This window comes from Sphingomonas sp. PP-CE-1A-559, from assembly GCF_004340965.1.
GTDB lineage: Bacteria > Pseudomonadota > Alphaproteobacteria > Sphingomonadales > Sphingomonadaceae > Sphingomonas.
This window is the reverse complement of the sequence record NZ_SLYA01000003.1, coordinates 529,902-551,744: the sequence shown is the minus strand read 5'-3', so window position 1 is coordinate 551,744 and position 21,843 is coordinate 529,902. Positions and strand designations below refer to the sequence as shown.

The window sequence follows — 21,843 nt, the reverse complement described above, 5'->3', positions numbered from 1 at the left end:
ATGACGAGCGGCATCTATGGCCTGCGTTCTTCGACCTCATCCAGCAGTGCAATCCTTCAGTCGTCGTTGGAGAGCAGGTTGCGAGCAAAGACGGCCTCGCTTGGCTCGACCTTGTATCAGCTGACGTGGAAGGATCGGGCCGGGCCTTCGCAGCTGCCGATCTGTGCGCTGCGGGCTTCGGTGCGCCGCACATCCGCCAACGATCCTTCTGGGTGGCCCACGCCGAGGACGGTCACGGGCGGCGCGGAGAGCGCGGAACGGAAACAGGAACTGGGGCGGACGAGCAGCGGAGGCGGGGACATCCAAGCGGCCGCATTGCTGGCAGGTTGGCCTACGCCGGTCGTCCGCGATCACAGGAACTCGGCGGGCGACGGATCGAACCCGCGCGATTTACCGCGACTGGTGCCACTTGCCGGCTGGCCGACCCCGCGCGCGACGGATGGCGAGAAGGCGGTCAGGACAGCAGACGGATCGGACCGGGAGATAGCTCGGAAGGGCGGACCGCAGGATCTCTGTCAGGGCGCTCAGCTGACGGGGTGGGCTTCGCCGCTGACGTCGGAGGATCGGAAATCGACGCGAGCTCTGACGCCATCGACGAACAACGGCCGCCGATCGGGTGGCGGGCAGTCGAGTCCGCCGGGCCTGGGGCAACAGGCGGAAATGGCAGCCGGCATAGTGGCTCCGGAAATGATCGCTTCGGGATTGGCGGCAACATGGCCCCAGTGGAGCGGCCCTGCGCGACTAACGGCTTTTGGGAGGATGCTGACTGGCTCGGATGCCGGGATGGAAAGTGGCGGCCAGTTGAACCCGGCACATTCCCGCTGGCTCATGGGGCTGCCAATCGAATGGGACGTTTGCGGGGCTATGGTAACGCGATTGTCGGCCCGGTCGCGCAAGGCTTCATCGAAGCCGTGATGGCGAGCGAGACCGTCATGGAAGTCGCAGCGTGACCGCCCAGCGCTACACCGCCGCCGACGTCCGCGCCGCGTTGATGAACCGATACCGGGCTCCCGAGTGGGCGACGTTCTTCGAGGTCGCCAACTCGACCGGCGGCGGTGCGGTGCGATCGGCGGACGCCGTGGCGATGAGCCTTTATCCGTCGCGCGGCCTCCGCCTCCACGGGTTCGAGATCAAGGTGAGCCGGTCCGACTGGCTCCACGAATTGAAGCAGCCCGACAAGTCGGTCGCGGTGCAGCGGTTTTGCGATCATTGGTGGATCGTCACGCCAGCGGACATCGTCAAGGAAGGCGAGTTGCCGCCGACCTGGGGGCATCTGATCCTCAAGGGCAATGGCCTCAACTGCGCCGTGAAAGCCCCGACGCTTGAGCGAGATCAATGGGAGCCCGCTTTTCTCGCCGCACTGCTGCGCCGCGGACACGAAGCGCGCGAGAAGGCCATCCGTGACGGGGTAACCGAGGCGATGGCCACGGAGCGCGCCGAGATCGCCGCCGAGGTGAAGCGGCGCGTCGACCGCGAGATCGACTTGCGCGCGAGCCGGCATGACGAGGCGGTTCGCGCGCTCGATGCGATCCGTAAAGCCGCCGGGATCGAGCCCGAGCGCTACTTCGACGGTGAAGGCTTCGGAAAGGCAATCGCAATGGTGCATCGCGCAGGCGTGGTTGAGACCTATGGCGGGCTGAACGCCCTCGCAAACCACGCGCGCCGCCTGGTCGAGCAGATCGAGGCGGTCCGCGGTCCTATCACGCAAGGCGAGCACGCATGAGCGACCTAGCCGACACCCGCCCGCCCGCAATGGTGAAGGTCGAAGACGCATGGATCCGCGCCGCCGACGTGTCTCACATGAAGATGGATCGAGGTTACAGCTATACGAACCTGCGGATCACGATGCGAGATGGCACCCTGTTCGTCGTTAGGGATTGGCAGGGCAGTGCGTCCGATGTCGAGCGTCGCTTGCTCGAGGCCATCGAGGCCGGTTAACGTGGTAACATGAATCCTTGGATCGATCTATTCCGGCGATGGTATCAATCTATCATCGTCTGCGCCGCCGTCATCGCCTTTTCTAGCCAGCCCTTGATGCGGTTCTACTCACCGGTTCTACTGCTAGAGGTTGGCGTCACCTTCACGATTGTTGGCGTTGGCTTCGCCTTTCTACGCGGCCATTTGGAGGAAATGGATAGACCGACTGGCAGGTCGCACCCTCGTCAGGTGGTGGTGGCGGCGGTTCTAGCCACGTTGCTCGGGCTTCTCGCCGCAACCGGCTTTTTCGTGGCCGCGTCCTCGACGGCAGTCAAAGACTCGCGCGCGAATGACGCTCGATGCCTCGCAATCCAACGGGATATGCTGTCTGCCAAACCTCGACGGAATGATGATCCGGATATGTTTCAGGCTCTCGCATGCCGTCCCCAGGGGGAGGGCAGCGTTTTCGCTAAGCCTCAAACGCCGATCCCTCTGCCTCAAGATTAAGAACGTCAGATCTGACGCCGCGGCCCCTTCGGCGAGGTATCCGCCCAGCGGATCGGCTGGCCTAAATGGGCCTCGGGCGTAGTGAGATCCGCCGCGATGATCTCCGCCCACTCGCACGCGAGCTCGCGCCGCCGGGGCATGTAAGCCGCCCGATTATAGGCGCCCTCGACCTTATCCTTCGGGACGTGCGCGAGCATGAGATCGATGATCGCCCGATCCGGCGATGCCCCCTTGTGCCCCGCCTCGCGCCACTGCCGATCGGCGCGCTCGTTCATGACCGTCGAGAACGCTGCGCGGAAGCCATGCGGGACGTGGCGCGCGTGATACCCTGCGCGCTTGAGCAGCGCGTTCAGCGTGTTCTCGGACATCGGGCGATGCAGGTGACGCTCGCCGGGAAAGACGATCGGCAGGTCGCCGGATAGCCGCCGCACCACGCGGAGCAGGTCGACGGCCTCCGGAGCGAGCGGGACGAGGTGGTCACCCGCCTTGTCCGCCTTGCGGTCCTCGTCACCCTTCATGCGTGCTGCGCCGATCCGCCATAGAGCCGCCGGCGAGGGAGCGTCAGGCTTGCCCCAGTCGATCCCCTCGATCTCGTCCCAGCGCGCACCGTGAACCTCGTTCGGCCGCACCGCCGTCAGGGCGATAAATCGGAGGGCGAACTTCGTCAGCGCTCGGCAGCGCTCATTGTCGCAGTTGACCAGCACGGCGCGGACCTGAGCGATCCGCTCTTCCTGATCCTCGATCCCGTCGATGATCGACGGCTGCTTCGTGGCGCGAGGCTTCTTCTTCAGGGCCTTGCCGAGACTAGAAGCCGGGTCGGTGTCGCAGAGACCCGCGGCGATCCCATAGACGAAGACCGACGACACGCGCTGGCGCAGGCGGTGCGCGGTCTCGATCGCGCCGCGTTCCTCGACCTTGTTGAGCACGTCGAGCAGCTTCGGCGCCAGGACAAGCCGGATCGGCAAGTCACCGATCAGCGGGAAGATGTCGTTCTCGAGGCTTTCGATGACGTCCGCCGCGTGAATGGTCGACCAGTTCGCCTTGCGCAGCGCGTGCCAGCGGCGGGCGACGATCTCGAACGTGTTGCCGTCCGAGATAGCACGAGCCTTCGCGGTGATCTTGCGCTCAACCGACGGGTCGCGGCCCTCGGCGAGCGTGGCCTTCGCCTCATCCCGCTTGCGGCGTGCATCGCTCAGCGTCAGCGCCGGGTACGATCCGAGCGACAATGTCTTCTGAGGCATCCGGCCGCCGGGCTTCGTCGGCTCGCCATACGCATAATTCATCCGCCAGTGACGGCCGCCGGCAGGCGTGACGTAGAGATAGAGCTGTCCAGAATCGCCCAGCTTGTAGGCTTTCTCCTTGGCCTTCGCGGCCTTGACCTTGGCATCGTTCAGCATGGTTTCACCCCATACCATACGTTTTGAAGTTCATACCATGCGAAGTGCCATACGGGTGTATGAACGCTAGCGCACAGGTGCGCACAGGGCATGCGGCCCAAAGGCCCAAAAAACGGCGGAAAACCGTGCCCAGTGGCCGGGAAAGAACGGGAAAAACAAGGGGGGTGGCGGAGCGGGTGGGATTCGAACCCACGATACGCTTTTGACGTATACTCACTTTCCAGGCGAGCGCCTTCGACCACTCGGCCACCGCTCCGCATTGCTCTGGAAGCGGGTCTGCTAGTGCGGGTTTCGCGCGCGCGCAAGCGATTGCGTGCGGGGACGGCCTCGGGCAGTCTGCGGGGATGTTGAATATCCTTCTCGCCGCCATGCTTACGCAGGCCGTTCCGGCCGCCGCGACGCTCCCGTCCGATCCAGTTGCGGCGGACTGGGTCGCTGTGCCGGACGACGAGCTGGTGGTGTTCACGCTGGCCAATGGGCACCGGTTCACGGTGCGGCTCGCGCCTCAATATGCGCCTGTTCACGTGGCGAACATACGCAAATTGGCGCGGGCGCATTGGTGGGATGCGGGAACGAGCGTGTACCGGTTGCAGGACAATTACGTCGCGCAATGGGGTGATGCGACGGAGAAGAAGCCGTTGGTCTCAGGCGTCGTCGCCAACCCGCCGGCGGAATATCTGCATACCGGGTCGACGACGGTGGCGCGGCTTTCGCAGCGCGATCCTTATGCGGAATGGGCGGGGTATAGTCGCGACGGATGGCCGCTCGCGGGCAATGGCGCGACCGAGTGGCTGCCGCATTGCTATGGCATGGTCGGCGTCGCACGCGATCTTGCGCCGAGCACCGGAAGCGGCGCGGAACTGTATGCCGTGATCGGGCATTCGCCGCGCGCGCTGGATCGGAACATCGCGGTGGTCGGGCGCGTGATCGACGGGGTCGAGTGGCTGTCGTCGTTGCCGCGCGGGACGGGCGATTTGGGGTTCTACAAGACCGAGGGGGAGCGTAGCCCGATCGTGTCCGCACGCCTCGCGAGCGAACTGCCCGCCGGCGAGCGACCGCATTTCGAATATCGCGCGACGGACAATCCGCGGTTCGTGGCGTGGATCGCCTCGCGGGAGAACCGGGCGGGGCCGTTCTTCACGGTGCCTGCCGGGGGCGCCGACATCTGTGCCGCGCTACCCCCGGTGCGTAAAGCGCCCTAGCGGATCACGGGCGGCTTGCCGAACAGGCCGGCACTATAGTCCTCGATCGCGCGGACGATCTCTTCGCGGGTGTTCATGACGAAGGGGCCGTGTGAGACGACGGGTTCGCCGATTGGGTCGGCGTGGCCGTAGAGGATCGTGGCGGGGGCTTCGGTCGTGACGGTGATGGTGTCGCCATCGTTGTCGAACGTGGCGAGGTGATGCGGCTTGATTGGCGTGCCGTTAGCCGTGGGGGCGCCGGCGACGACGTAGAAGAAGACCGCGCGGCCGGTTGGGGCTGGCAGGTCGACCTTGGCGCCGGCTTCGAGTTGGACGGTCATCATCGCGACGTCGGTCAGGGATTCGATCGGGCCTCGCTCTTGGTCGAAGCTGCCCGAGATCAGGTTCACGGTGCCGCCGTCGACCGGGATCGCGGGAATATCCTCGCGCTGGAGGCCGGTATAGGTGGGCTTGGTCATCTTGAGCCGGCTGGGGAGGTTCACCCAGAGTTGCAGGATCTCCAGCGGACCGCCGTCACGCTTGAATGATGCGGGCGAGATCTCCGCATGGATCAGGCCCGAGCCGGCGGTCATCCACTGGACGCCGCCCGCGCGGATGACGCTTTCGTGGCCACCGCTGTCGAGATGCGCCATCTCGCTCTTGAGGATGAAGCTGACCGTCTCGAAACCGCGGTGCGGGTGCGGGCCGAACGGGAGGCCGCTGTTGCCGGGGCGATAGGTCTGCGGGCCGTGATGGTTGAGGAACAGGAACGGATCGACCTGCGGCAGGCCGGGACCCGGTAGCGGGCGGCGTGTTACCAGGTCGGCGATGTCGTCGCGCTGGGCGGGATACTGGTTGAGGATTTGGCGCATGTCAGGAGGCCTCGCGGTCGGCGGTGGTGGGCCGCGCGATGTCGGCGAGCAGGTCGTCTATGCCGGCGACGAGGAAGTCGAGCGTGCGCTGGTCGGTCAGGCGACCGTCGGCGATCTTCTCGTGCACGGCGCCGACGACGGCTTGTGGACGCAGGACGGTGCGGGCGCCGATCGAGGCCAGCGTCTCGTTCAGTTGCGCGTGCGCACGCGCGCCGCCGACTGCACCGGGCGACGAGGTGAGCGTGAAGACGGGCTTGCCCGTGAGCGTCGCCTTGCCGTGCGGGCGCGAGGCCCAGTCGAGCGCGTTCTTGAGGACGCCGGACATGCCGTGATTATATTCTGGGGACGCGATGACGATCCCGTTGGCCGCGCCGATTGCCGCGCGCAGTGCTGCGACGGCGGCGGGGGGCGTGTCGGTGTCGGCGTCCTGATCGTAGAGGGGCACGTCGTTCAGCGCGAAGACCGTCAGCGCGGCCTTGTCGGTGATCGCTTCGCCAAGCGTGGTCAGGATCGCGGTGTTGTACGAGCCGCGGCGCAGGCTGCCGGAGATCGCGAGCAGAACGGGAAGAACCATGGGAATTCCTTTAGTTGAAGCGGTAGCCGGAGATTGCGGTTTGCAGGACGTGCTCGTTGTAGACCTGCGTACCGGGGCGATCGGAGGCGCCGGCAGCGACCATCAGCGGGAGGAGATGCTCTTCGCGGGGGTGCGAGAGGCGGCCGGCGGGGGCTTCGGCCCAGCCGGCTAGCGCTTCTGCTCGGGCGGTCGGTTCGGCCTCGACCGCCGCAGTGAGCCACTGGTCGAAAGCTTCGGACGGTGCGGTGAAACGCGGGTCGCCGTAGCCGCGCATGTTGTGGAAGCTCATGCCCGAGCCGACGATCAGGACGCTGTCGTCGCGTAAGGGGGCGAGTGCGCGGCCGGCGGCGGTGTGGAGTGCCGGGTCGAGATCGCGATCGACCGACATCTCGACAACCGGGATGTCGGCGTCGGGGAACGCGACCTTCATCGGGATGAAGACGCCGTGATCGAGGCCGCGGGCCGGATCGACATTGGCGGTCAGGCCGGCTTCGCGGAGCAGGCCGGCGGCGCGGGTGGCCAAGGCGGGATCGCCGGGCGCGTCGTAGCGGATCTCGTAGGTATGCGCGGGGAAGCCGCCGTAATCGTAGATCAGCGGCGGCGTGGCTGCGCCGGTGAACGCGAAGCCACGCGTTTCCCAGTGGCCGGAGACGACCAGGATCGCCTTGGGCTTTTCGGGCAGCGAGGCGGCGATCGACCGGAGGTACGCGGCCATGCCGGTCCAATTCCCGGCGGGGTCGTCCATGAAGAAACAGGGTCCGCCACCGTGCGGGATGAAGAGCGTGGGCTGGCGGGTGTTTGTCATGGTCCCGAGGTAGGCGGCGGTGGCGGCGATCGGAAGGTCGGGAATGGCAACGCTGCGTTGCCGGCTGGCGCGGCGATCACGTCCAGTAGAGGATGCGCGCCTGCGGGAGCTTGGCGGCGATCTCGTCCTGGAAGAAGCTGCGGAGCGCGCGCATCGTGTCGGCGTCGTAGACGTATTTGACCGAGCCGAACTTGGTGCGTTTCTCGGTGCGGTTGGCCATGCTGAGGTCGAGCGACGAGCCGGGGTACCAGGTTTCGAGCACCGCCTTCGATCCGGGTGTGTAGCGGTGGGTGATCAGTTCGATCGTCACGTCGGGCACGTCGGCGAGCACCCTGCCCGCCTCCGCCAGCAATGCGCCATACGCCTCGCGCCAACCCTCGGCGGCGATGATCGGGGCGACCGTCAGGCCGATCCTGTAACCCGCGTCCGCCATTTTCCGTAGCGCGAGCAGGCGGGCTGCCACCGGGCTGGTGCCGCCTTCGAAGCGTGCATAGGCGGCGGGGTTGATCGAGGCGCGCATGCGGGTGCGGCCGCGGTGTTCGAGACCCAGCAGTGGCTCGACCGCGTCGAACTTGGTGGTGAAGCGCAACTGCACGTCCGCCTCCCACGCGCCGAAATGCGCGATCAGCGCGGAGAGTGATCCGGTGACGTGCTCAATGCCGAGCGGGTCGGTATAGCAGGACGCCTCGAACGTCGTGCCTTCATGCGCCCGGGCGGTCGAACGCGACGTGACGGTACCCTGGCCAAGGTGCGCGGGGAGTTCGGCGAGGATCTCGGGGAGGTTCGCATAGACGCGCGTTATGGGCGGCCCCTTGAGCGAGCCGGCGAGGTAGCAATAGCCGCAATGCGCGGGGCAGCCCTCGGCAAGGTCGATCCGCCAGTCGGCGCTCGGGGCGATCGGCTGGAGTTTCCGCTTCGACGGCGGCGCTACGACCAGCGCCAGCGTTGCCTTGGCTTCGGCATAGGCCCGGCGGGAGTTGTCGGGGAAGTCGAGCTTGAGCCGGTCGCTGGGTAGCGTCGTGACGGGTACGCCGAGCGCGGTCGCGCGGGCGGCAATCTCGACACCGTGCTCCCAGGTCAGCGCGGACGGGGTCGCGAGCAGTCGCTTCGGCTGCCAGAGGCGTGAGGGTTTGGGCGCTGGCATCGAATGACAACGCGCGCCTTCGGCGAAGCGTTGCGGCTATTTTACCGGGCGCTTCTCGAGCTTTCGCGCGAGCGTGCGGCGGTGCATGCCGAGGCGGCGCGCGGTCTCGGAGATGTTGAAGTCGGTTTCGGCAAGCGTGGTGTGGATGCGCTCCCATTCGAGCGTCTTGATCGAGGTCGGGCGTTCGGACAATTCGGTGTCGACGCTCCCCTCGGTACGATCGAACGCGGCCTCGATGTCGTCGGTGTTCGAGGGTTTGACGAGGTAGTGCGACGCGCCGAGCTTGATCGCCTCGACCGCGGTGGCGATGCTGGCGAAACCGGTGAGGACGACGACGAGGATCTCGGGGTCATGCGCGTGGAGCGTCTGGACGCAGACCAGGCCGGACGCGCCGCCAAGCTTGAGGTCGACGACCGCGTAACGGGGCGTGCGCTCGGCCAATTGCTCGACGAGTTCCTCGTGGCTGGCGGCCTGCATCACTTCGTAGCCGCGGCGTTCGAACGAGCGGCGCAGGGTGCGGGCGAAGGTCTCGTCGTCCTCGACGATCGCCAGGAGTTTGGGTTCGGTCATGGCCTCGGTCATGACAGGGCGATCGCGGAGAGGGGCATGGTAATCGTGACTTCGGCGCCGCCGCCTTCGCAGTTTACCACCGACACGCCGCCACCGAGCTTGCGCATGACGTTGACCGCAAGGAACAGGCCGAGGCCGTGGCCGGGCTCGCGCTTGCTCGACTGATAGGGTTTGCCGAAACTGGCGAGGCGTTCGTCGCTGAAGCCGGGGCCGCGGTCGCGGACGATCAGCGCAAGGTCGCCGTCGGTGCGTTCGCCGCGGAAGGCGACCCAGTGCGGCGAGGCTTCGGCGGCATTGTCGAGCACGTTGGCGATCACCTGTTTGAGCGCGGGGTCGGACACGACCTGCGGATCGTCGCCGACTCGGGTGGTGTAGTCGAACTCTACACCCGCGTGGACTGCGCGCCATTCGTCGACGATCGCGTCGAGGAACTGGTGGAGTGGCATGATCTCCGGCGCCTCGCCGCGCGCTTCGCCGGCCGAGAGCAATATGCCGGTGACGATCGCCTTGCAGCGCTGGACCTCGGATTGCATCTCGACGATCTCGGCTTGGAGATCGGCGTCCTGCGCGAGCGTCGGCATGCGGCGCCAGTCGGCGAGGATCACGGCTATCGATGCGAGTGGCGTGCCGAGTTCGTGTGCGGCCCCCGACGCAAGGAGGCCCATGCGGACGATGTGATCTTCCTCGGCGGCCTGCTGGCGCAGGTCGGCGAGGCGGGTGTCGCGGGCGCGCAAGTTTCCGGTGATGCGGGTCATGAAGAGCATCAACAGCGTCGCGATCAGCATGAAGCAGAGCAGCGAGCCGATCGTGTAGAGCAGGAAATACTCGCCGCTGTAATCAGGGGGCAGGATCAACGGGCGGTAATAGAGCGTGAGCACGCCGAAACAGGCGGCGGTGACGGCGACGATCGCCCAGCTAGACCAGCGATCGAGCAGCACAGCGCCGAGCACGACATGGAGCAGATAGAGCGAGATGAACGGGTTGGTCGCGCCGCCGGCGAGATAGAGTTGCGTGGTGAGCAGGCCGACGTCGAACAGCAGCGCGAGCAGCAGCTGGATGTTCGCGCCCTTGCGCCAGCCGTAGAGCGGCATGCTGGCGAGGTTGAGGCCGACCGCGGCGGCGAGCGCGGCCATCATCGGCACGAGCGGAAGGTCGAAGCCGAGGCCAAAGCGCGCGAACAAGATAGTGACGAACTGGCCGGCGACCGCGATCCAGCGCAGCGTCACGAGCTGGCGCATGTTGGCGTTGCCGGTTGCGTCGGTGCGCGCGGTGGCGAGCGCTAGCCAGCGTTGCCAGCCTTGGCGTGCCGCCTCCGAGGTCATTCCGCCCCCCGGCGTTTCCGCGCATCCTGGCGGACGAAGACGACGAACGCGCCGATCGTCATCGCGGCGAGCGCGAACCAGGTCAGCATGTAGACGAGGTGGTTGTTGGGGAAGGCGATGATCGTCAAGCCGCCGACGGGGGCGGCGGTGCCAGACTTGTCCGCGTCGACGAAATAGGGGGCGACGTTCGACACGCCGCGCGCGCTGGCGATCGCGGCGACGTCGCGCGAATACCATTTGCCGGTGGCGGGGTCGTTGTGGCGCAGGAAGCCGCCACCGGGCTCGGTGATGCGAAGATAGCCGGTGATCGTGACCGGGCCGGTGGGCTTGGTATGCGCTGCGCGTTGCTCGGGCGAGACGTAGCCGCGGTTGACGAGAACGCTAAAGCCCTGGGTCGTCCGCAGGGGCGTGACAACCCAATAGCCGCTGCCGAGCGCGGTGGCGGCGCGGACCAGCGTTTCGCGATTGTTATCGAAGGTGCCGGCGAGCCGGATGCGGCGATAGGCATCGCTGGTGGCGGTGATCGCGCCCCAGGACGCAGGCCCTGGCGGGGCGACCGGCGCGGCATGAGAGCGCGTCGCGACCTGTTCGATCAGGTTGAGCTTCCAGGCGCGGCGCTCGACCTGCCAGATGCCGAGCGCCATGAATCCGGCGAACAGCAGCAGCGCGACCAGGCCTGCGACATAGACGGCAGGGCCCGGTCGCGTCTTCATCACATGTCTGCCGCGGCCTGCATCGGCATCATGTTCGTGTTCATGTGGTACATCACCCAGATCGATCCGCTGAGCGTGATGACGACGAGGATGATCGTGAAGATCAGCGCCATCATCGTCCAGCCGCCCTCCGACTTGCCGCTCATGTGTAGGAAGTAGATCATGTGGACGACGATCTGCGCGACCGCGAACACCATCACGACGAGCGCGGCGGTCGACGGATCCTTGAACGCGTCGGTCATGACGATCCAGAACGGGATCGCGGTCAGGATGACCGAGAGGAAGAACCCCTTGAGGTAGCTGCCGCGCGTGCCGTGGGCGGCATGATCGTGGTCAGCGTGTGCGTCGTGCGCGTGGGGGTCGCTCATCGTAGGGTGCCCATCAGATAGACGAAGGTGAAGACGCCGATCCAGATGACGTCGAGGAAATGCCAGAACATGCTGAGGCACATCAGGCGGCGCTTGTTCGCGGCGATCAGGCCATGCTTCTGAACCTGCACCATCAGCGTGACGAGCCAGATGAAGCCCATCGTGACGTGAAGGCCGTGCGTGCCGACCAGCGTGAAGAACGACGACAGGAACGCGCTGCGGGTCGGGCCAGCTCCCTCATGGATGAGGGTGGCGAACTCGTACATTTCGATCGACAGGAAGCACAGGCCGAACAGGCCGGTGAACGCCAGCCACATCTGCATGACGCGCTGGCGACCTTCCTCCATCGACAGCATCGCAAAGCCGTAGGTGATCGACGAGAACAGCAGCATCGCGGTGTTCACCGCCACCAGCGGCAGCTCGAAGATCTCCTTCGGGCTGGGTCCGCCGGCATAGCTGTTGCCGAGCACGGCATAGGCCGCGAACAGCACCGCGAAGATGAGGCAATCGCTCATCAGGTACATCCAGAAGCCCAGCATCGTGCTGCTGCCTTCCGGATGCTCGTGCTCGTCCAGCTCGTAGAACGAGACCTTCTCGGTCTCGTTCAGGCCGTCCTTCATGGGTATTGCGGACATCGCGTCAGGCTCCCTGGGTCGCGAGCTGGCGGGTGCGCGCGTCCTCGCTGGCGATCACGTCCTCGACCGGGATGTGGAAGTCGCGCTTGTAGTTGAAGGTGTGGAAGATCGTCGTCGCGAAGATGCCGACCAGCGTGAGCCCGGCGAGCCACCAGATGTACCAGATCATCGCGAACCCGAACGCAACGCTGAGGCCGGCGAGCACGACGCCCGTGCCGGTGCCGCTCGGCATGTGGATCGACTTGAAGCCGGTCACAGGCCGCTCGTGCTTGCGCTCCTTCATGTCGTACCAGGCGTCCAGGTCGTGGACGATCGGCGTGAACGCGAAGTTGTACTCCGGCGGCGGCGACGAGGTCGCCCACTCCAGCGTACGGCCACCCCAGGGATCACCGCTGTGATCGGCCAGCGCCTCGCGGTTGCGGATGCTGACGAAGATCTGGAGCAGGAAGGCACCGATGCCGGCTGCGATCAGCGCTGCACCGAAGGCGGCGATGACGAACCAGATCTGCAGGTTCGGATCGTCGAAATAGCGCATCCGGCGGGTCACGCCCATCAGGCCGAGCACGTATAGCGGCATGAACGCGAAGTAGAAGCCGACCACCCAGCACCAGAACGATACCGTGCCCCACTTCTTGTCCAGCTTGAAGCCGAACGCCTTTGGGAACCAGTAGTTGATGCCGGCGAACATGCCGAACAGCGTGCCGCCGATGATCACGTTATGGAAATGCGCGACCAGGAACAGCGAGTTGTGCAGCACGAAATCGGCGGGCGGCACCGCGAGCAGGACGCCGGTCATGCCGCCGATCGTGAAGGTCACCATGAAGGCGATCGTCCACATCATCGGCAGTTCGAACCGGATCCGGCCCTTGTACATCGTGAACAGCCAGTTGAAGATCTTGGCCCCTGTCGGGATCGAGATGATCATCGTGGTGATGCCGAAGAACGAGTTCACGCTCGCGCCCGACCCCATCGTGAAGAAGTGGTGCAGCCAGACGAGGTAGGCGAGGATCGTGATGACGAGCGTCGCATAGACCATCGAGCTGTAGCCGAAGAGGCGCTTGCCCGAGAAGGTCGAGGTGACCTCCGAGAAGATGCCGAATGCCGGCAAGACCAGGATGTAGACCTCGGGGTGACCCCAGATCCAGATCAGGTTGACGTACATCATCGGGTTGCCGCCCGAGTCGTTCGTGAAGAACGCGGTGCCGATGTAACGGTCGAGCGACAGCATCGCGAGAACCGCGGTCAGGACCGGGAAGGCGGCAACGATCAGGATGTTGGTGCAAAGCGACGTCCAGGTGAAGATCGGCATCTTCATCATGGTCATGCCTGGTGCGCGCATCTTGACGATGGTCGCGACCAGATTGACGCCGGACAACAGCGTCCCGATGCCCGCGATCTGCAACGCCCAGATATAGTAGTCGACACCGACATCGGGCGAATATGCGAGGCCCGAGAGGGGCGGCATCGCGAGCCAGCCGGTCCGCGCGAACTCACCGATGAACAGCGACATCATGACGATCACGGCACCGGCCGTGGTCATCCAGAAGCTGAAATTGTTGAGGAACGGGAACGAGACGTCGCGCGCGCCGATCTGGAGCGGGACGACATAGTTCATCAGACCCGTGACCATCGGCATCGCCACGAAGAAGATCATGATCACGCCGTGCGCGGTGAAGACCTGGTCGTAGTGATGCGCGGTCAGGTATCCTTCGGAACCGTTGAACGCCATCGCCTGCTGTGCGCGCATCATGATCGCGTCGGAGAAGCCGCGCAGCAGCATGACGATCGCCAGGATCATGTACATGATCCCGATCTTCTTGTGGTCCACGCTCGTGAACCACTCATTCCAGAGATAGCCCCAGACCTTGAAATAGGTCAGCGCGGCGACGAGCCCGAGCCCGCCGATCGCCACCATCGCGAAGGTGGCGACGACGATCGGTTCATGCAGCGGCAGCGACTCCAAGGTCAGGCGGCCGAAGATAGTCTTCAACAGTGTGTCGTTCATGATGGTTCTCTAGCCGTTCGCGACGGGGCGCGTGCCCGGCATGGTGGAGGGGGTCAGCATCGTGTGATTGCGGTTGGACTGCGAGCCGGGGGCGCTGTTTGCGCCATCCTTTTTGATGTCGGCCGGCGCGGTCCAGTGGTTGCCGCTTCCCTTTTCGTCCGCGTCCTTCATCAACGCGCCTTCGGGATGACCGGTGTCCTGCGGGCCCTTGCCGCCATTGACTCCGGGCATCGCCATGCCGGCGTGCGAGTCCCCCCCGCCTTTGCCGCCGTGCATCATCTGCGACATGCAGATTTTGCCGGGCTGGACGCACTGCTCGACGACCAGCTTGAACATGTTCGCCTCGACCGCATTGTAATAGCGGACCGGGACCTTCTCGCTCGGCTTCTCCAGCTGGAGATAGCTCGCGCGATTGAGGCCGCCCCCACGCTGCTTGACCTGGTTGATCCAGGCATCGAAGCCCGCGTCGCTGACGCCGTGGAAGCGGAACCGCATCCCCGAGAAGCCCGCGCCGCTATAGTTGGACGAGAAACCCTCATAGTTGCCGGGCTTGTTGATCACCGCGTTCAGCGTCGTCTGCATGCCGGGCATCGTGTAGATCATGCCGGCAAGCGCAGGGATGTAGAACGCATTCATCACCGACGACGAAGTCATCTGGAAACGGATCGGGCGATCGACCGGCGCGGCCAGTTCGTTGACCGTGGCAATGCCGTATTCCGGATAGATGAAAAGCCACTTCCAATCGAGCGCGACGACCTGAACCTCGAGCGGCTTGCCGGCGCCATTGGCGCCGTTGCCGGCCTGCTGCTTGTCGACCAGGTTGCCGACCGGCACGTTGTTCGCGAGCGTCGGCGCATCGGGCTTGATCCGGCCGAGCGGACGGTACGGATCGAGCAGATGCGTGCTGGTCCACGTCAGCGCGCCGAGCGCGATGATGATCAGCAGCGGAATGCCCCAGATCAGCAGCTCGAGGCCGACGGAGTGATCCCAGTTGGGCTCGTACTTGGCGGTCTTGTTCGACTGGCGATACCGGAACGCGAACAGCAGCGTGAGGATGATCACCGGCACGATGATCAGCAGCATCAACCCGGTCGCGATCAGCACGAGATCGCGCTGTTGCACTGCGATATCGCCCGAAGGCGACATCACGACCCAGTTGCAGCCGCTGGTGAGCAGCGCAAGCGGCAGCACGGCCAGCCATTTTTTCGCGCGGGAAACGGTTTTCTCAACGATCATGCGGATCCCCTACGCCTCGCTTTCGCCGCGCTACAGTGGACAATTTGTCCAATGGGCGCTGCACTGCAACATCGGCATGGCTTTATCGTCGCCCGGAGTAGCATAGATCACCCCTGCCCGCATTGGGCGCGGGAGATTGGCGCGGAATATATCTGCCCGCATCCGCCGGAACAGCGTATCATCGGGTTCGCGCCCTGAAGAGCGAGTTGAAGAATGAGTGCAAATACAGTCCCCGAGACGAGCTTCGAAGCCGATGCTCGCAGTATCCACAGCGACGGCGAGCACGTCACGCCGGGCGTGATCGCGATCGGCGTGGTGATCGGCCGCACCTCGGAATTCTTCGACTTCTTCGTGTTCGCGATCGCGTCGGTGCTGGTGTTCCCGACGCTCGTCTTCCCGTACGTCGACCGGTTGCAGGGCACGCTGTATTCGTTCGCAGTGTTCGCGCTGGCATTCTTCGCCCGGCCGATCGGCACGGTCATCTTCATCGCAGTCGATCGCGCCTATGGCCGCAGCGTCAAACTGACGATCTCGATCTTCCTGCTCGGCACGTCGACGGTCGCGATGGGCTTCATCCCGAGCTATGATTCGGTCGGCAACTGGTCGGTCGCGATCCTCGCCATACTCCGTATCGGCCAGGGCATTGCGCTCGGCGGCGCCTGGGATGGTCTCGCCTCACTGCTGTCGCTGAACTCGCCGGAAAAGCATCGCGGCTGGTACGCGATGTTGCCGCAGCTGGGTGCGCCGATCGGCCTGCTGGTCGCCAGCGGTCTGTTCGCGTTCTTCGTTGCCGCACTGCCGACCGAGGACTTCTTCGCCTGGGGCTGGCGCTATCCGTTCTTCGTGGCGTTCGCGATCAACGTCGTCGCACTGTTCGCCCGCCTTCGCCTGGTGGTGACGCCCGAATTCGAAGAGATGTACGCCAAGCGCGAGCTAGAGCCCGCCCCGGTCGTCGAGACCGTGCAGTCGCAGTGGAAGGCGATCTGGCTAGGCTCGTTCGTGCCGCTCGCGAGCTTCGCGCTGTTCCACATGGTCACGGTGTTCCCGCTGTCGTGGGTCGTGCTGTTCACGCGTGAATCGGCAGGTCGCTTCCTCGTGGTCGAGGTGATCGGCGCGATCATCGGGATCGGCGCGATGCTGGTGTCGGGGCTGCTCGCAGACCGGTTCGGACGTCGCACGATGCTCGGCACGATCGCAGTGCTGATCGCGCTGTTCGCGATCGCCGCCCCGTCGCTGCTCGATGGCGGCGAGATCGGCGAGCGCCTGTTCATGGGCATCGGCTTCCTGCTGTTCGGCCTCTCGTTCGGCCAGTCCTCAGGCGCGATCGCCTCGAGCCTGTCGCCGCAGCACCGCTACACCGGCTCGGCGCTGACGACCGATCTGGCGTGGCTGTTCGGTGCCGGGTTCGCTCCGCTGGCGGCGCTGCTGCTGACGAGCAAGCTGGGGCTGGCGGCAAGCGGCGCGTATCTGTTCTCGGGCGCGGTGTTCACGCTGATCGCACTGGGGCTGAACAAGCAGCTCGCCAAGCGCGACATCGCGCGGTGATTGGCCGGGGCTGACGGACTTACCGAACGGCCCCTCTCCGCACCCACGAACATCACACGAACTGAAGAGCACCACCCCGGCGAAGGCCGGGGCCCAATTGGCAAGGCTGCAGTAACGGAGCGCTGCCGCTAGTTAGCACCGTCCCCCAATTGGGCCCCGGCCTCCGCCGGGGTGGTGGTAATTGGGATAAGCCGGGCGCCCGACCAGAACCGTTCCCCCGCGAAGGCGGGGGTCCAGGAGTCACCAGCGCCACCGCCTGTAACCCTGGACTCCTGCCTTCGCGGGAGAACAGTAGTTAGCGGGTCATCACTGAAACCCGCCGGCGATCCAATCCCCAGGACACCGCCCAGATCGCAAACCCGCCAAGCGCCAGCGCGGTCCCGACCCAGCCGGTCGACGGCAACCCATACCCACCCGCAATCGCCAGCCCACCAAGCCAAGGCCCAAGCGCATTGGCCGTATTGAACGCGGAATGGTTGAGCGCCGCGGCCAACGTCTGCGCCTCCTCCGCGACATCCATCAGCCGCGTCTGGAGGATCGTCGACAACCCGCCGCCACACCCGATCAACACCACCACCGGCAACATCGCCCACAGATGCGGCGTCGCCGGCGCGTAGAGCGCGAGCGCGCCTGCCCCGAACAGCAACGTAATCCCCGCCGCCTGCATCAGCGCCACGTCCGCCGCCTTCGCGCAGACCAAAGTCCCGATCGTCATGCCGACGCCGAACAAAGCGAAGGCCACCGGCGTGAAGGCGGACGATACGCCCGTCACTTCGGTCAGCGTCGAGGCGAGATAGGTGTAGACGCAGAAAATCCCGCCGAACCCGACCGCGCCGATCGCCAGCGTCAGCCACACCTGCCCGTTACGCAACGCCGCCAGTTCGCCCAGCGGGCTCGCATCTTTCGCAGGGCGCAACACCGGCGCGAACCGAAACAACATCGCTACCGTCGCGGCCGCGATGATCGCGACGATCCCGAAACCCCAGCGCCAGCCGAACCACTGGCCGATGCCATTCGCCAACGGCACGCCTGCAATCGTCGCGATCGTCAGCCCGAGCATCATCCGCGACACCGCCCGCGACCGCTTCTCACGCGGCACCATCGACGCCGCGACCAGCGATCCGACCCCGAAATACGCGCCATGCGGCAGACCACTCAGGAACCGGGCGAGCAGCATCAGGTGATAGGTCGGCGCCAGCGCGGACAGGCCGTTGGCGATCCCCAAGAACGTCATCAACCCGATCAGCAGCACCCGTCGCTCGATCTTCGCCGCCAGCACCGCGATCATCGGCGCACCCACGACCACGCCCAGCGCATAGGCACTGATGACGTGCCCCGCGGTCGGCTCGTCGATCCCGAGCCCGCGCGCGAACTGCGGCAACAGGCTCATCGCCGCGAACTCGGTCGTCCCGATCGCGAACCCGCCGACGGCGAGCGCGAGCAGCGCCATGCGCGTATCGACAGGGTTCATAGGGTATCGCTTTCGTAAGGCCAGAGCCGCCGCAGAATGCTGCGTCGCAGCAAATGCCTCTATCAGCCCGGGCGACGCATCTTGAACAAGGAATCCTCCGTGATCGCAAAGTAATCCGCGGGGCCGCCGCCGCGCAGGATCGGGTTCGCGCGGGCGGTCTGATAGACACCGTCCTCCAGCATCGCGGAATCGATGTGGATCGCGACCGCCTCGCCGAGCACCAGCCACTGGTCCAGCTCTTTGCCCTCCTTGGTCTCCAATCGGATCAGCTGAGTCAGCTCGCACTCGAACTGCGCGCGCGAAGCGGCGACCCGTGCCGGCTTGACCTTCGTCGAGGCCGCCATCTCAAGCCCTGCCAGCGCGAACTCGTCGACGTCCGCCGGCACGCCCGCAGACGTCGCGTTCATCGCCTCGCCGAGATCACGCGTGACGAGGTTCCAGACGAACTCGCCGGTCGCCTCGATATTGGCGACGCTGTCCTTCCAGCCCATCGACGAAAAGCCGATGATCGGCGGGGTGTAGTTGAACAGGTTGAAGAAACTGTACGGCGCGAGATTCGCTACGCCGTCTGCGGACACCGTGCTGACCCAGCCGATCGGGCGCGGCGCGACGATCGCGTTGAGGGGGTCATGTGGCAGGCGATGGCCGTTTATGGGCTCGTAAGAATGCCATTCGGTCATACATGTATTCCTGCTAGGTCACGGTCAGACTGCCTATAGCGAAGGTCGAGCATGAACGATCCCACTGCCCCGATTGTCATCAAGCGCCACCGGATGGCGACGCGCGTCTGGCACTGGGTGACGGTGGTGACGATGTTCATTATGATCGGCAGCGGCATCGGCATCCTCAAGGCCCATCCGCGGCTGTATTGGGGACGGTATGGCGCGAATTTCGATACCGCGTGGACGACGCTCGACCAGTGGCCGAGCTGGCTGGTGTCGCTGCTCAACCTGCTGACGATCCCGACGGGCTACAACCTCGCGCTGTCGCGGCGCTGGCATCTGCTGTTCGCGCTGGTGCTCGCCTTCGCGCTGCTCGGGTTCATGATCGTCAGCCTGATGAACAAGCATTTCCAGCGCGATCTGCGCGTGCGTGCCGCCGAGCTTTCGCCGCGCGAAGTGGTGCATGACGTGAAGGAGCATCTGGCGTTCCGCTTTCACGATCCCAGGAAGCCGGGAGCGTATAATATCCTCCAGAAGCTATCCTACGTCGCGACGATCTTCGTGCTGATCCCGGTGATGATCCTGACCGGGCTGACGATGTCGCCGGGGATGGATGCGGCGTGGCCGTGGCTACTGGAGGTGTTCGGCGGCCGGCAGTCGGCGCGGTCGATCCACTTCATCGCCGCGACCGGGCTGGTGCTGTTCATCATCGCGCATCTGGCGCTGGTGATCCTGGCGGGGACGTGGAACGAGGTGCGGTCGATGATTACCGGGCGTTGGAAGGTTCCGGGGCACGTCCCCGCCCACACGTCGGAGGACGTCGCATGAGTTCGCTGATTACCCGCCGGTCGCTCGTCATGGGCGCGACCATCGGTGCAGGCGCGCTGCTGACCGGTTGCGACAAGATCGCCGCGAACCCGGAGGCGCGGAAAATCCTGTTCATGGGCGAGGACATGAACCGCGGGCTGCAACGCGCGCTGACCAACCGCAACGCGCTGGCGCCCGAGTTCAGCCCTGCGCAGATGTCGCCGATCTTCCGCTCCAATGGGACGAGCAATCCGGGGACGGCGGAGTATACCGCGATGGTCGCCAATAATTTCGCGGATTACCAGCTCAAGGTCGGCGGGCTGGTCGATCGGCCGCTGTCGGTCTCGCTCCCGCAAATCCGCCAGATGCCGTCGCGTGCGCAGATCACGCGGCACGATTGTGTCGAGGGCTGGAGCGCGATCGGCAAATGGCAGGGGCCGAAGCTCGGCGCGCTGCTGACCGCTGCGGGATTGCAGAAGTCCGCGCGTTACATCGTGTTCACCTGCGCTGACCTGTTCGGTGGCGCGAATTATTACGAGTCGGTCGATCTGGTCGATGCATTCCATCCGCAGACGATTCTGGCCTGGGCGCTGAACGATCAAGTGCTCGACGTCGCGCACGGCGCACCCGTCCGGCTGCGCGTCGAGCGGCAACTCGGGTACAAGCACGCCAAATACGTCATGGCAATCGACGCGGTCGCCAGCCTTGCCGGGATCGGCAAGGGCAAGGGCGGCTATTGGGAAGATAACGTGGATTATGACTGGTACGCAGGCATCTGAGCCGCCCCGAGGGGTAGCGCAATTCCGTACCAGTCATTAGCTAACCCCGCATGGCCCTATTCGATCGTTTCCTGGCGCGGCAGGTTAAAACCGGCGAACTCACGCTCATCCATGCGGACGGGAAGACCAGGCATTTCGGCAAGCCAGATGCCGCGTATAATCCGGTCACGATCCGGCTGACGCAGCCGGGCGTCGCCGGAGCGATCGTCCGCCACCCGGCGCTCGGCGCGGCGGAGGCGTTCATGGACGGCCGCCTCGTGATCGAGCGCGGCGACATTCGCGACCTGGTCAATCTGCTCAAGGGCAACAGCCCGTGGGAGCGGGGCGGCGGGCTCAATCCGTCGCTGCCGATCAAGCTGCTCGACAAGGTGGTGCACCGCGTCGACCGCGTGAACATGGCGCGCCGGTCGAAGAAGAACGTCGCGCATCACTATGATCTGTCCGATCGTCTGTACGACCTGTTCCTCGACGCGGACCGGCAATATTCGTGCGCGTACTTCACTGACGCTGGCAATAGCCTGGAGCAGGCGCAGAACGACAAGAAGGCGCATATCGCTGCCAAGCTTGCGATCCAGCCGGGCATGCGCGTGCTCGACATCGGCTGCGGTTGGGGCGGGATGGCGCTGTACCTGCACGCGAAGACCGGCGCCGAAGTGCTGGGCGTGACGCTGAGCGAGGAGCAGTTGAAGGTCGCGCGGCGGCGGGCCGAGGAAGCGGGCGTCGCCGACAAGGTAAAGTTCGAGCTGATCGACTATCGCGCGCTGACGGGGAGTTTCGACCGGATCGTCTCTGTCGGGATGTTCGAGCATGTCGGCCCCGCGCACTACAAGGCGTTCTTCCGAAAATGCCGTGACCTGCTGACCGCGGACGGCGTGATGCTGCTCCACACGATCGGCCGGATGGGCGGGCCGGGCGTGACCGACACGTTCACGACCAAGTACATCTTTCCGGGCGGGTACAACCCTGCCCTGTCGGAAATCGTGAAGGGGTATGAGGGGCTGCGAATGTTCCCGACCGACATTGAGGTGCTGCGCGTGCATTACGCGCTGACGATCGACCTCTGGTATGACCGGACGGTGGCCGCGAAGGACGCGATCGTAGCGTTATACGACGAGCGGTTCTACCGGATGTGGACGTTCTATCTGGCGGGCGCCGCGGCGGCGTTCCGGACCGGGGGGATGGTCAATTACCAGATCCAGCTGTCGAAGAGCCGGATGACGCTGCCGCTGACGCGCGACTATATGCTCGAGGGTGAGCGGGCGTTGCGCGAGGAGTAACCCGCTCCGTCACCCCAGACTTGTTCCGGGGTTCACAGTTCCGCGTAATCTAAGCT

General features: G+C 65.2%; 22 protein-coding genes and 1 tRNA gene. 8 read left to right on the top strand and 15 right to left on the bottom strand.

Annotated features, from left to right (window positions below):
* The first annotated feature begins 946 nt into the window (after nt 1-946).
* From C8J42_RS12885 to C8J42_RS20140, 3 genes are read left to right on the top strand one after another with little or no spacing between them, the layout of a single operon-like run.
* Entirely contained in the window at nt 947-1,723 is a 777-nt protein-coding gene (locus tag C8J42_RS12885; protein WP_133020330.1) for a hypothetical protein, read from the top strand.
* Entirely contained in the window at nt 1,720-1,938 is a 219-nt protein-coding gene (locus C8J42_RS12880; protein WP_133020329.1) for a hypothetical protein, read from the top strand. The genes C8J42_RS12885 and C8J42_RS12880 overlap by 4 nt, the downstream gene beginning before the upstream one ends.
* A gap of 9 nt (nt 1,939-1,947) precedes the next feature.
* A complete protein-coding gene (locus C8J42_RS20140; RefSeq protein WP_165895482.1) occupies nt 1,948-2,424 on the top strand; it encodes a hypothetical protein in 477 nt (158 codons plus the stop codon).
* A gap of 5 nt (nt 2,425-2,429) precedes the next feature.
* Here the strand turns inward: C8J42_RS20140 and C8J42_RS12875 are convergent, their stop codons facing one another.
* Nucleotides 2,430-3,821 carry an integrase arm-type DNA-binding domain-containing protein gene (locus tag C8J42_RS12875; RefSeq protein WP_133020328.1) on the bottom strand — a complete coding sequence of 464 codons (1,392 nt, stop codon included), beginning with the start codon at nt 3,819-3,821 and terminating at the stop codon, nt 2,430-2,432.
* Nucleotides 3,822-3,986: 165 nt separating this feature from the next.
* Nucleotides 3,987-4,077, bottom strand: a tRNA-Ser gene (locus C8J42_RS12870).
* 88 nt (nt 4,078-4,165) lie between these two features.
* On the opposite strand from C8J42_RS12870, the gene C8J42_RS12865 reads away from it, so the two are divergent.
* Nucleotides 4,166-5,023 carry a peptidylprolyl isomerase gene (locus tag C8J42_RS12865; RefSeq protein ID WP_133020327.1) on the top strand — a complete coding sequence of 286 codons (858 nt, stop codon included), beginning with the start codon at nt 4,166-4,168 and terminating at the stop codon, nt 5,021-5,023.
* Here C8J42_RS12865 and C8J42_RS12860 read toward each other — a convergent pair.
* The 11 genes from C8J42_RS12860 to C8J42_RS12810 form a co-directional block, all read right to left on the bottom strand.
* Nucleotides 5,020-5,874 carry a pirin family protein gene (locus C8J42_RS12860; protein ID WP_133020326.1) on the bottom strand — a complete coding sequence of 285 codons (855 nt, stop codon included), beginning with the start codon at nt 5,872-5,874 and terminating at the stop codon, nt 5,020-5,022. The two genes, C8J42_RS12865 and C8J42_RS12860, sit on opposite strands and share 4 nt — an antisense overlap.
* A 1-nt stretch (nt 5,875) precedes the next feature.
* Entirely contained in the window at nt 5,876-6,448 is a 573-nt protein-coding gene (locus C8J42_RS12855; RefSeq protein WP_133020325.1) for an NADPH-dependent FMN reductase, read from the bottom strand.
* A 10-nt stretch (nt 6,449-6,458) separates the two neighbouring features.
* Nucleotides 6,459-7,253 (bottom strand): class III extradiol ring-cleavage dioxygenase, encoded by a 795-nt coding sequence (locus C8J42_RS12850; RefSeq protein ID WP_133020324.1) that lies wholly within the window; start codon nt 7,251-7,253, stop codon nt 6,459-6,461.
* Nucleotides 7,254-7,329: 76 nt separating this feature from the next.
* On the bottom strand, nt 7,330-8,397 hold the full coding sequence (locus C8J42_RS12845; protein ID WP_133020323.1) for a spore photoproduct lyase family protein: 1,068 nt from the start codon (nt 8,395-8,397) through the stop codon (nt 7,330-7,332).
* 36 nt (nt 8,398-8,433) lie between these two features.
* Entirely contained in the window at nt 8,434-8,967 is a 534-nt protein-coding gene (locus C8J42_RS12840; RefSeq protein WP_056490014.1) for a response regulator transcription factor, read from the bottom strand.
* Nucleotides 8,968-8,975: 8 nt separating this feature from the next.
* Nucleotides 8,976-10,205, bottom strand: a complete 1,230-nt coding sequence (locus C8J42_RS12835) for an ATP-binding protein (RefSeq protein WP_207897130.1) — start codon at nt 10,203-10,205, stop codon at nt 8,976-8,978.
* A gap of 80 nt (nt 10,206-10,285) precedes the next feature.
* Complete coding sequence (locus C8J42_RS12830) at nt 10,286-11,002, bottom strand: SURF1 family protein (protein ID WP_133020321.1); 717 nt, start codon at nt 11,000-11,002, stop codon at nt 10,286-10,288.
* Nucleotides 11,002-11,370, bottom strand: coding sequence for a cytochrome o ubiquinol oxidase subunit IV (gene cyoD, locus C8J42_RS12825; protein ID WP_133020320.1), 369 nt, complete (start codon nt 11,368-11,370; stop codon nt 11,002-11,004). The genes C8J42_RS12830 and cyoD overlap by 1 nt, the downstream gene beginning before the upstream one ends.
* Nucleotides 11,367-12,005, bottom strand: coding sequence for a cytochrome o ubiquinol oxidase subunit III (gene cyoC / locus C8J42_RS12820; protein WP_056054578.1), 639 nt, complete (start codon nt 12,003-12,005; stop codon nt 11,367-11,369). Before cyoC ends, cyoD begins: the two co-directional genes overlap by 4 nt.
* A 4-nt stretch (nt 12,006-12,009) precedes the next feature.
* Entirely contained in the window at nt 12,010-14,010 is a 2,001-nt protein-coding gene (cyoB, locus tag C8J42_RS12815; protein ID WP_133020319.1) for a cytochrome o ubiquinol oxidase subunit I, read from the bottom strand.
* 9 nt (nt 14,011-14,019) lie between these two features.
* Nucleotides 14,020-15,246: a ubiquinol oxidase subunit II gene (locus C8J42_RS12810; protein WP_133020318.1), complete on the bottom strand. Its 1,227-nt coding sequence runs from the start codon at nt 15,244-15,246 to the stop codon at nt 14,020-14,022.
* Nucleotides 15,247-15,459: 213 nt separating this feature from the next.
* Between C8J42_RS12810 and C8J42_RS12805 the strand changes: the two genes are divergently transcribed.
* Entirely contained in the window at nt 15,460-16,791 is a 1,332-nt protein-coding gene (locus C8J42_RS12805; RefSeq protein WP_133020317.1) for an MFS transporter, read from the top strand.
* Nucleotides 16,792-17,086: 295 nt separating this feature from the next.
* Here C8J42_RS12805 and C8J42_RS12800 read toward each other — a convergent pair whose 3' ends face one another.
* Complete coding sequence (locus tag C8J42_RS12800) at nt 17,087-18,262, bottom strand: MFS transporter (RefSeq protein ID WP_133020316.1); 1,176 nt, start codon at nt 18,260-18,262, stop codon at nt 17,087-17,089.
* Between the two features lie 62 nt (nt 18,263-18,324).
* Nucleotides 18,325-18,942 (bottom strand): flavin reductase family protein, encoded by a 618-nt coding sequence (locus tag C8J42_RS12795; protein ID WP_133020315.1) that lies wholly within the window; start codon nt 18,940-18,942, stop codon nt 18,325-18,327.
* 51 nt (nt 18,943-18,993) lie between these two features.
* On the opposite strand from C8J42_RS12795, the gene C8J42_RS12790 reads away from it, so the two are divergent.
* From C8J42_RS12790 to C8J42_RS12780, 3 genes are read left to right on the top strand one after another with little or no spacing between them, the layout of a single operon-like run.
* Nucleotides 18,994-19,752 (top strand): cytochrome b/b6 domain-containing protein, encoded by a 759-nt coding sequence (locus C8J42_RS12790; protein ID WP_243644358.1) that lies wholly within the window; start codon nt 18,994-18,996, stop codon nt 19,750-19,752.
* Nucleotides 19,749-20,510 carry a molybdopterin-dependent oxidoreductase gene (locus tag C8J42_RS12785; protein WP_133020314.1) on the top strand — a complete coding sequence of 254 codons (762 nt, stop codon included), beginning with the start codon at nt 19,749-19,751 and terminating at the stop codon, nt 20,508-20,510. Before C8J42_RS12790 ends, C8J42_RS12785 begins: the two co-directional genes overlap by 4 nt.
* 50 nt (nt 20,511-20,560) lie before the next feature.
* Nucleotides 20,561-21,787, top strand: a complete 1,227-nt coding sequence (locus C8J42_RS12780) for a cyclopropane-fatty-acyl-phospholipid synthase family protein (RefSeq protein ID WP_133020313.1) — start codon at nt 20,561-20,563, stop codon at nt 21,785-21,787.
* Nucleotides 21,788-21,843 lie beyond the last annotated feature (56 nt).

Bases quoted from the DNA above. Each gene is read 5' to 3' on its own strand.
- C8J42_RS12880 (WP_133020329.1), top strand. From the start codon at position 1,720: ATGAGCGACCTAGCCGACACCCGCCCGCCCGCAATGGTGAAGGTCGAA.
- C8J42_RS20140 (WP_165895482.1), top strand. From the start codon at position 1,948: ATGAATCCTTGGATCGATCTATTCCGGCGATGGTATCAATCTATCATC.
- C8J42_RS12875 (WP_133020328.1), bottom strand. From the start codon at position 3,821: ATGCTGAACGATGCCAAGGTCAAGGCCGCGAAGGCCAAGGAGAAAGCC.
- C8J42_RS12865 (WP_133020327.1), top strand. From the start codon at position 4,166: ATGTTGAATATCCTTCTCGCCGCCATGCTTACGCAGGCCGTTCCGGCC.
- C8J42_RS12860 (WP_133020326.1), bottom strand. From the start codon at position 5,874: ATGCGCCAAATCCTCAACCAGTATCCCGCCCAGCGCGACGACATCGCC.
- C8J42_RS12855 (WP_133020325.1), bottom strand. From the start codon at position 6,448: ATGGTTCTTCCCGTTCTGCTCGCGATCTCCGGCAGCCTGCGCCGCGGC.
- C8J42_RS12850 (WP_133020324.1), bottom strand. From the start codon at position 7,253: ATGACAAACACCCGCCAGCCCACGCTCTTCATCCCGCACGGTGGCGGA.
- C8J42_RS12845 (WP_133020323.1), bottom strand. From the start codon at position 8,397: ATGCCAGCGCCCAAACCCTCACGCCTCTGGCAGCCGAAGCGACTGCTC.
- C8J42_RS12840 (WP_056490014.1), bottom strand. From the start codon at position 8,967: ATGACCGAACCCAAACTCCTGGCGATCGTCGAGGACGACGAGACCTTC.
- C8J42_RS12835 (WP_207897130.1), bottom strand. From the start codon at position 10,205: ATGCGCCAGCTCGTGACGCTGCGCTGGATCGCGGTCGCCGGCCAGTTC.
- C8J42_RS12830 (WP_133020321.1), bottom strand. From the start codon at position 11,002: ATGAAGACGCGACCGGGCCCTGCCGTCTATGTCGCAGGCCTGGTCGCG.
- cyoD (WP_133020320.1), bottom strand. From the start codon at position 11,370: ATGAGCGACCCCCACGCGCACGACGCACACGCTGACCACGATCATGCC.
- cyoC (WP_056054578.1), bottom strand. From the start codon at position 12,005: ATGTCCGCAATACCCATGAAGGACGGCCTGAACGAGACCGAGAAGGTC.
- cyoB (WP_133020319.1), bottom strand. From the start codon at position 14,010: ATGAACGACACACTGTTGAAGACTATCTTCGGCCGCCTGACCTTGGAG.
- C8J42_RS12810 (WP_133020318.1), bottom strand. From the start codon at position 15,246: ATGATCGTTGAGAAAACCGTTTCCCGCGCGAAAAAATGGCTGGCCGTG.
- C8J42_RS12805 (WP_133020317.1), top strand. From the start codon at position 15,460: ATGAGTGCAAATACAGTCCCCGAGACGAGCTTCGAAGCCGATGCTCGC.
- C8J42_RS12800 (WP_133020316.1), bottom strand. From the start codon at position 18,262: ATGAACCCTGTCGATACGCGCATGGCGCTGCTCGCGCTCGCCGTCGGC.
- C8J42_RS12795 (WP_133020315.1), bottom strand. From the start codon at position 18,942: ATGACCGAATGGCATTCTTACGAGCCCATAAACGGCCATCGCCTGCCA.
- C8J42_RS12790 (WP_243644358.1), top strand. From the start codon at position 18,994: ATGAACGATCCCACTGCCCCGATTGTCATCAAGCGCCACCGGATGGCG.
- C8J42_RS12785 (WP_133020314.1), top strand. From the start codon at position 19,749: ATGAGTTCGCTGATTACCCGCCGGTCGCTCGTCATGGGCGCGACCATC.
- C8J42_RS12780 (WP_133020313.1), top strand. From the start codon at position 20,561: ATGGCCCTATTCGATCGTTTCCTGGCGCGGCAGGTTAAAACCGGCGAA.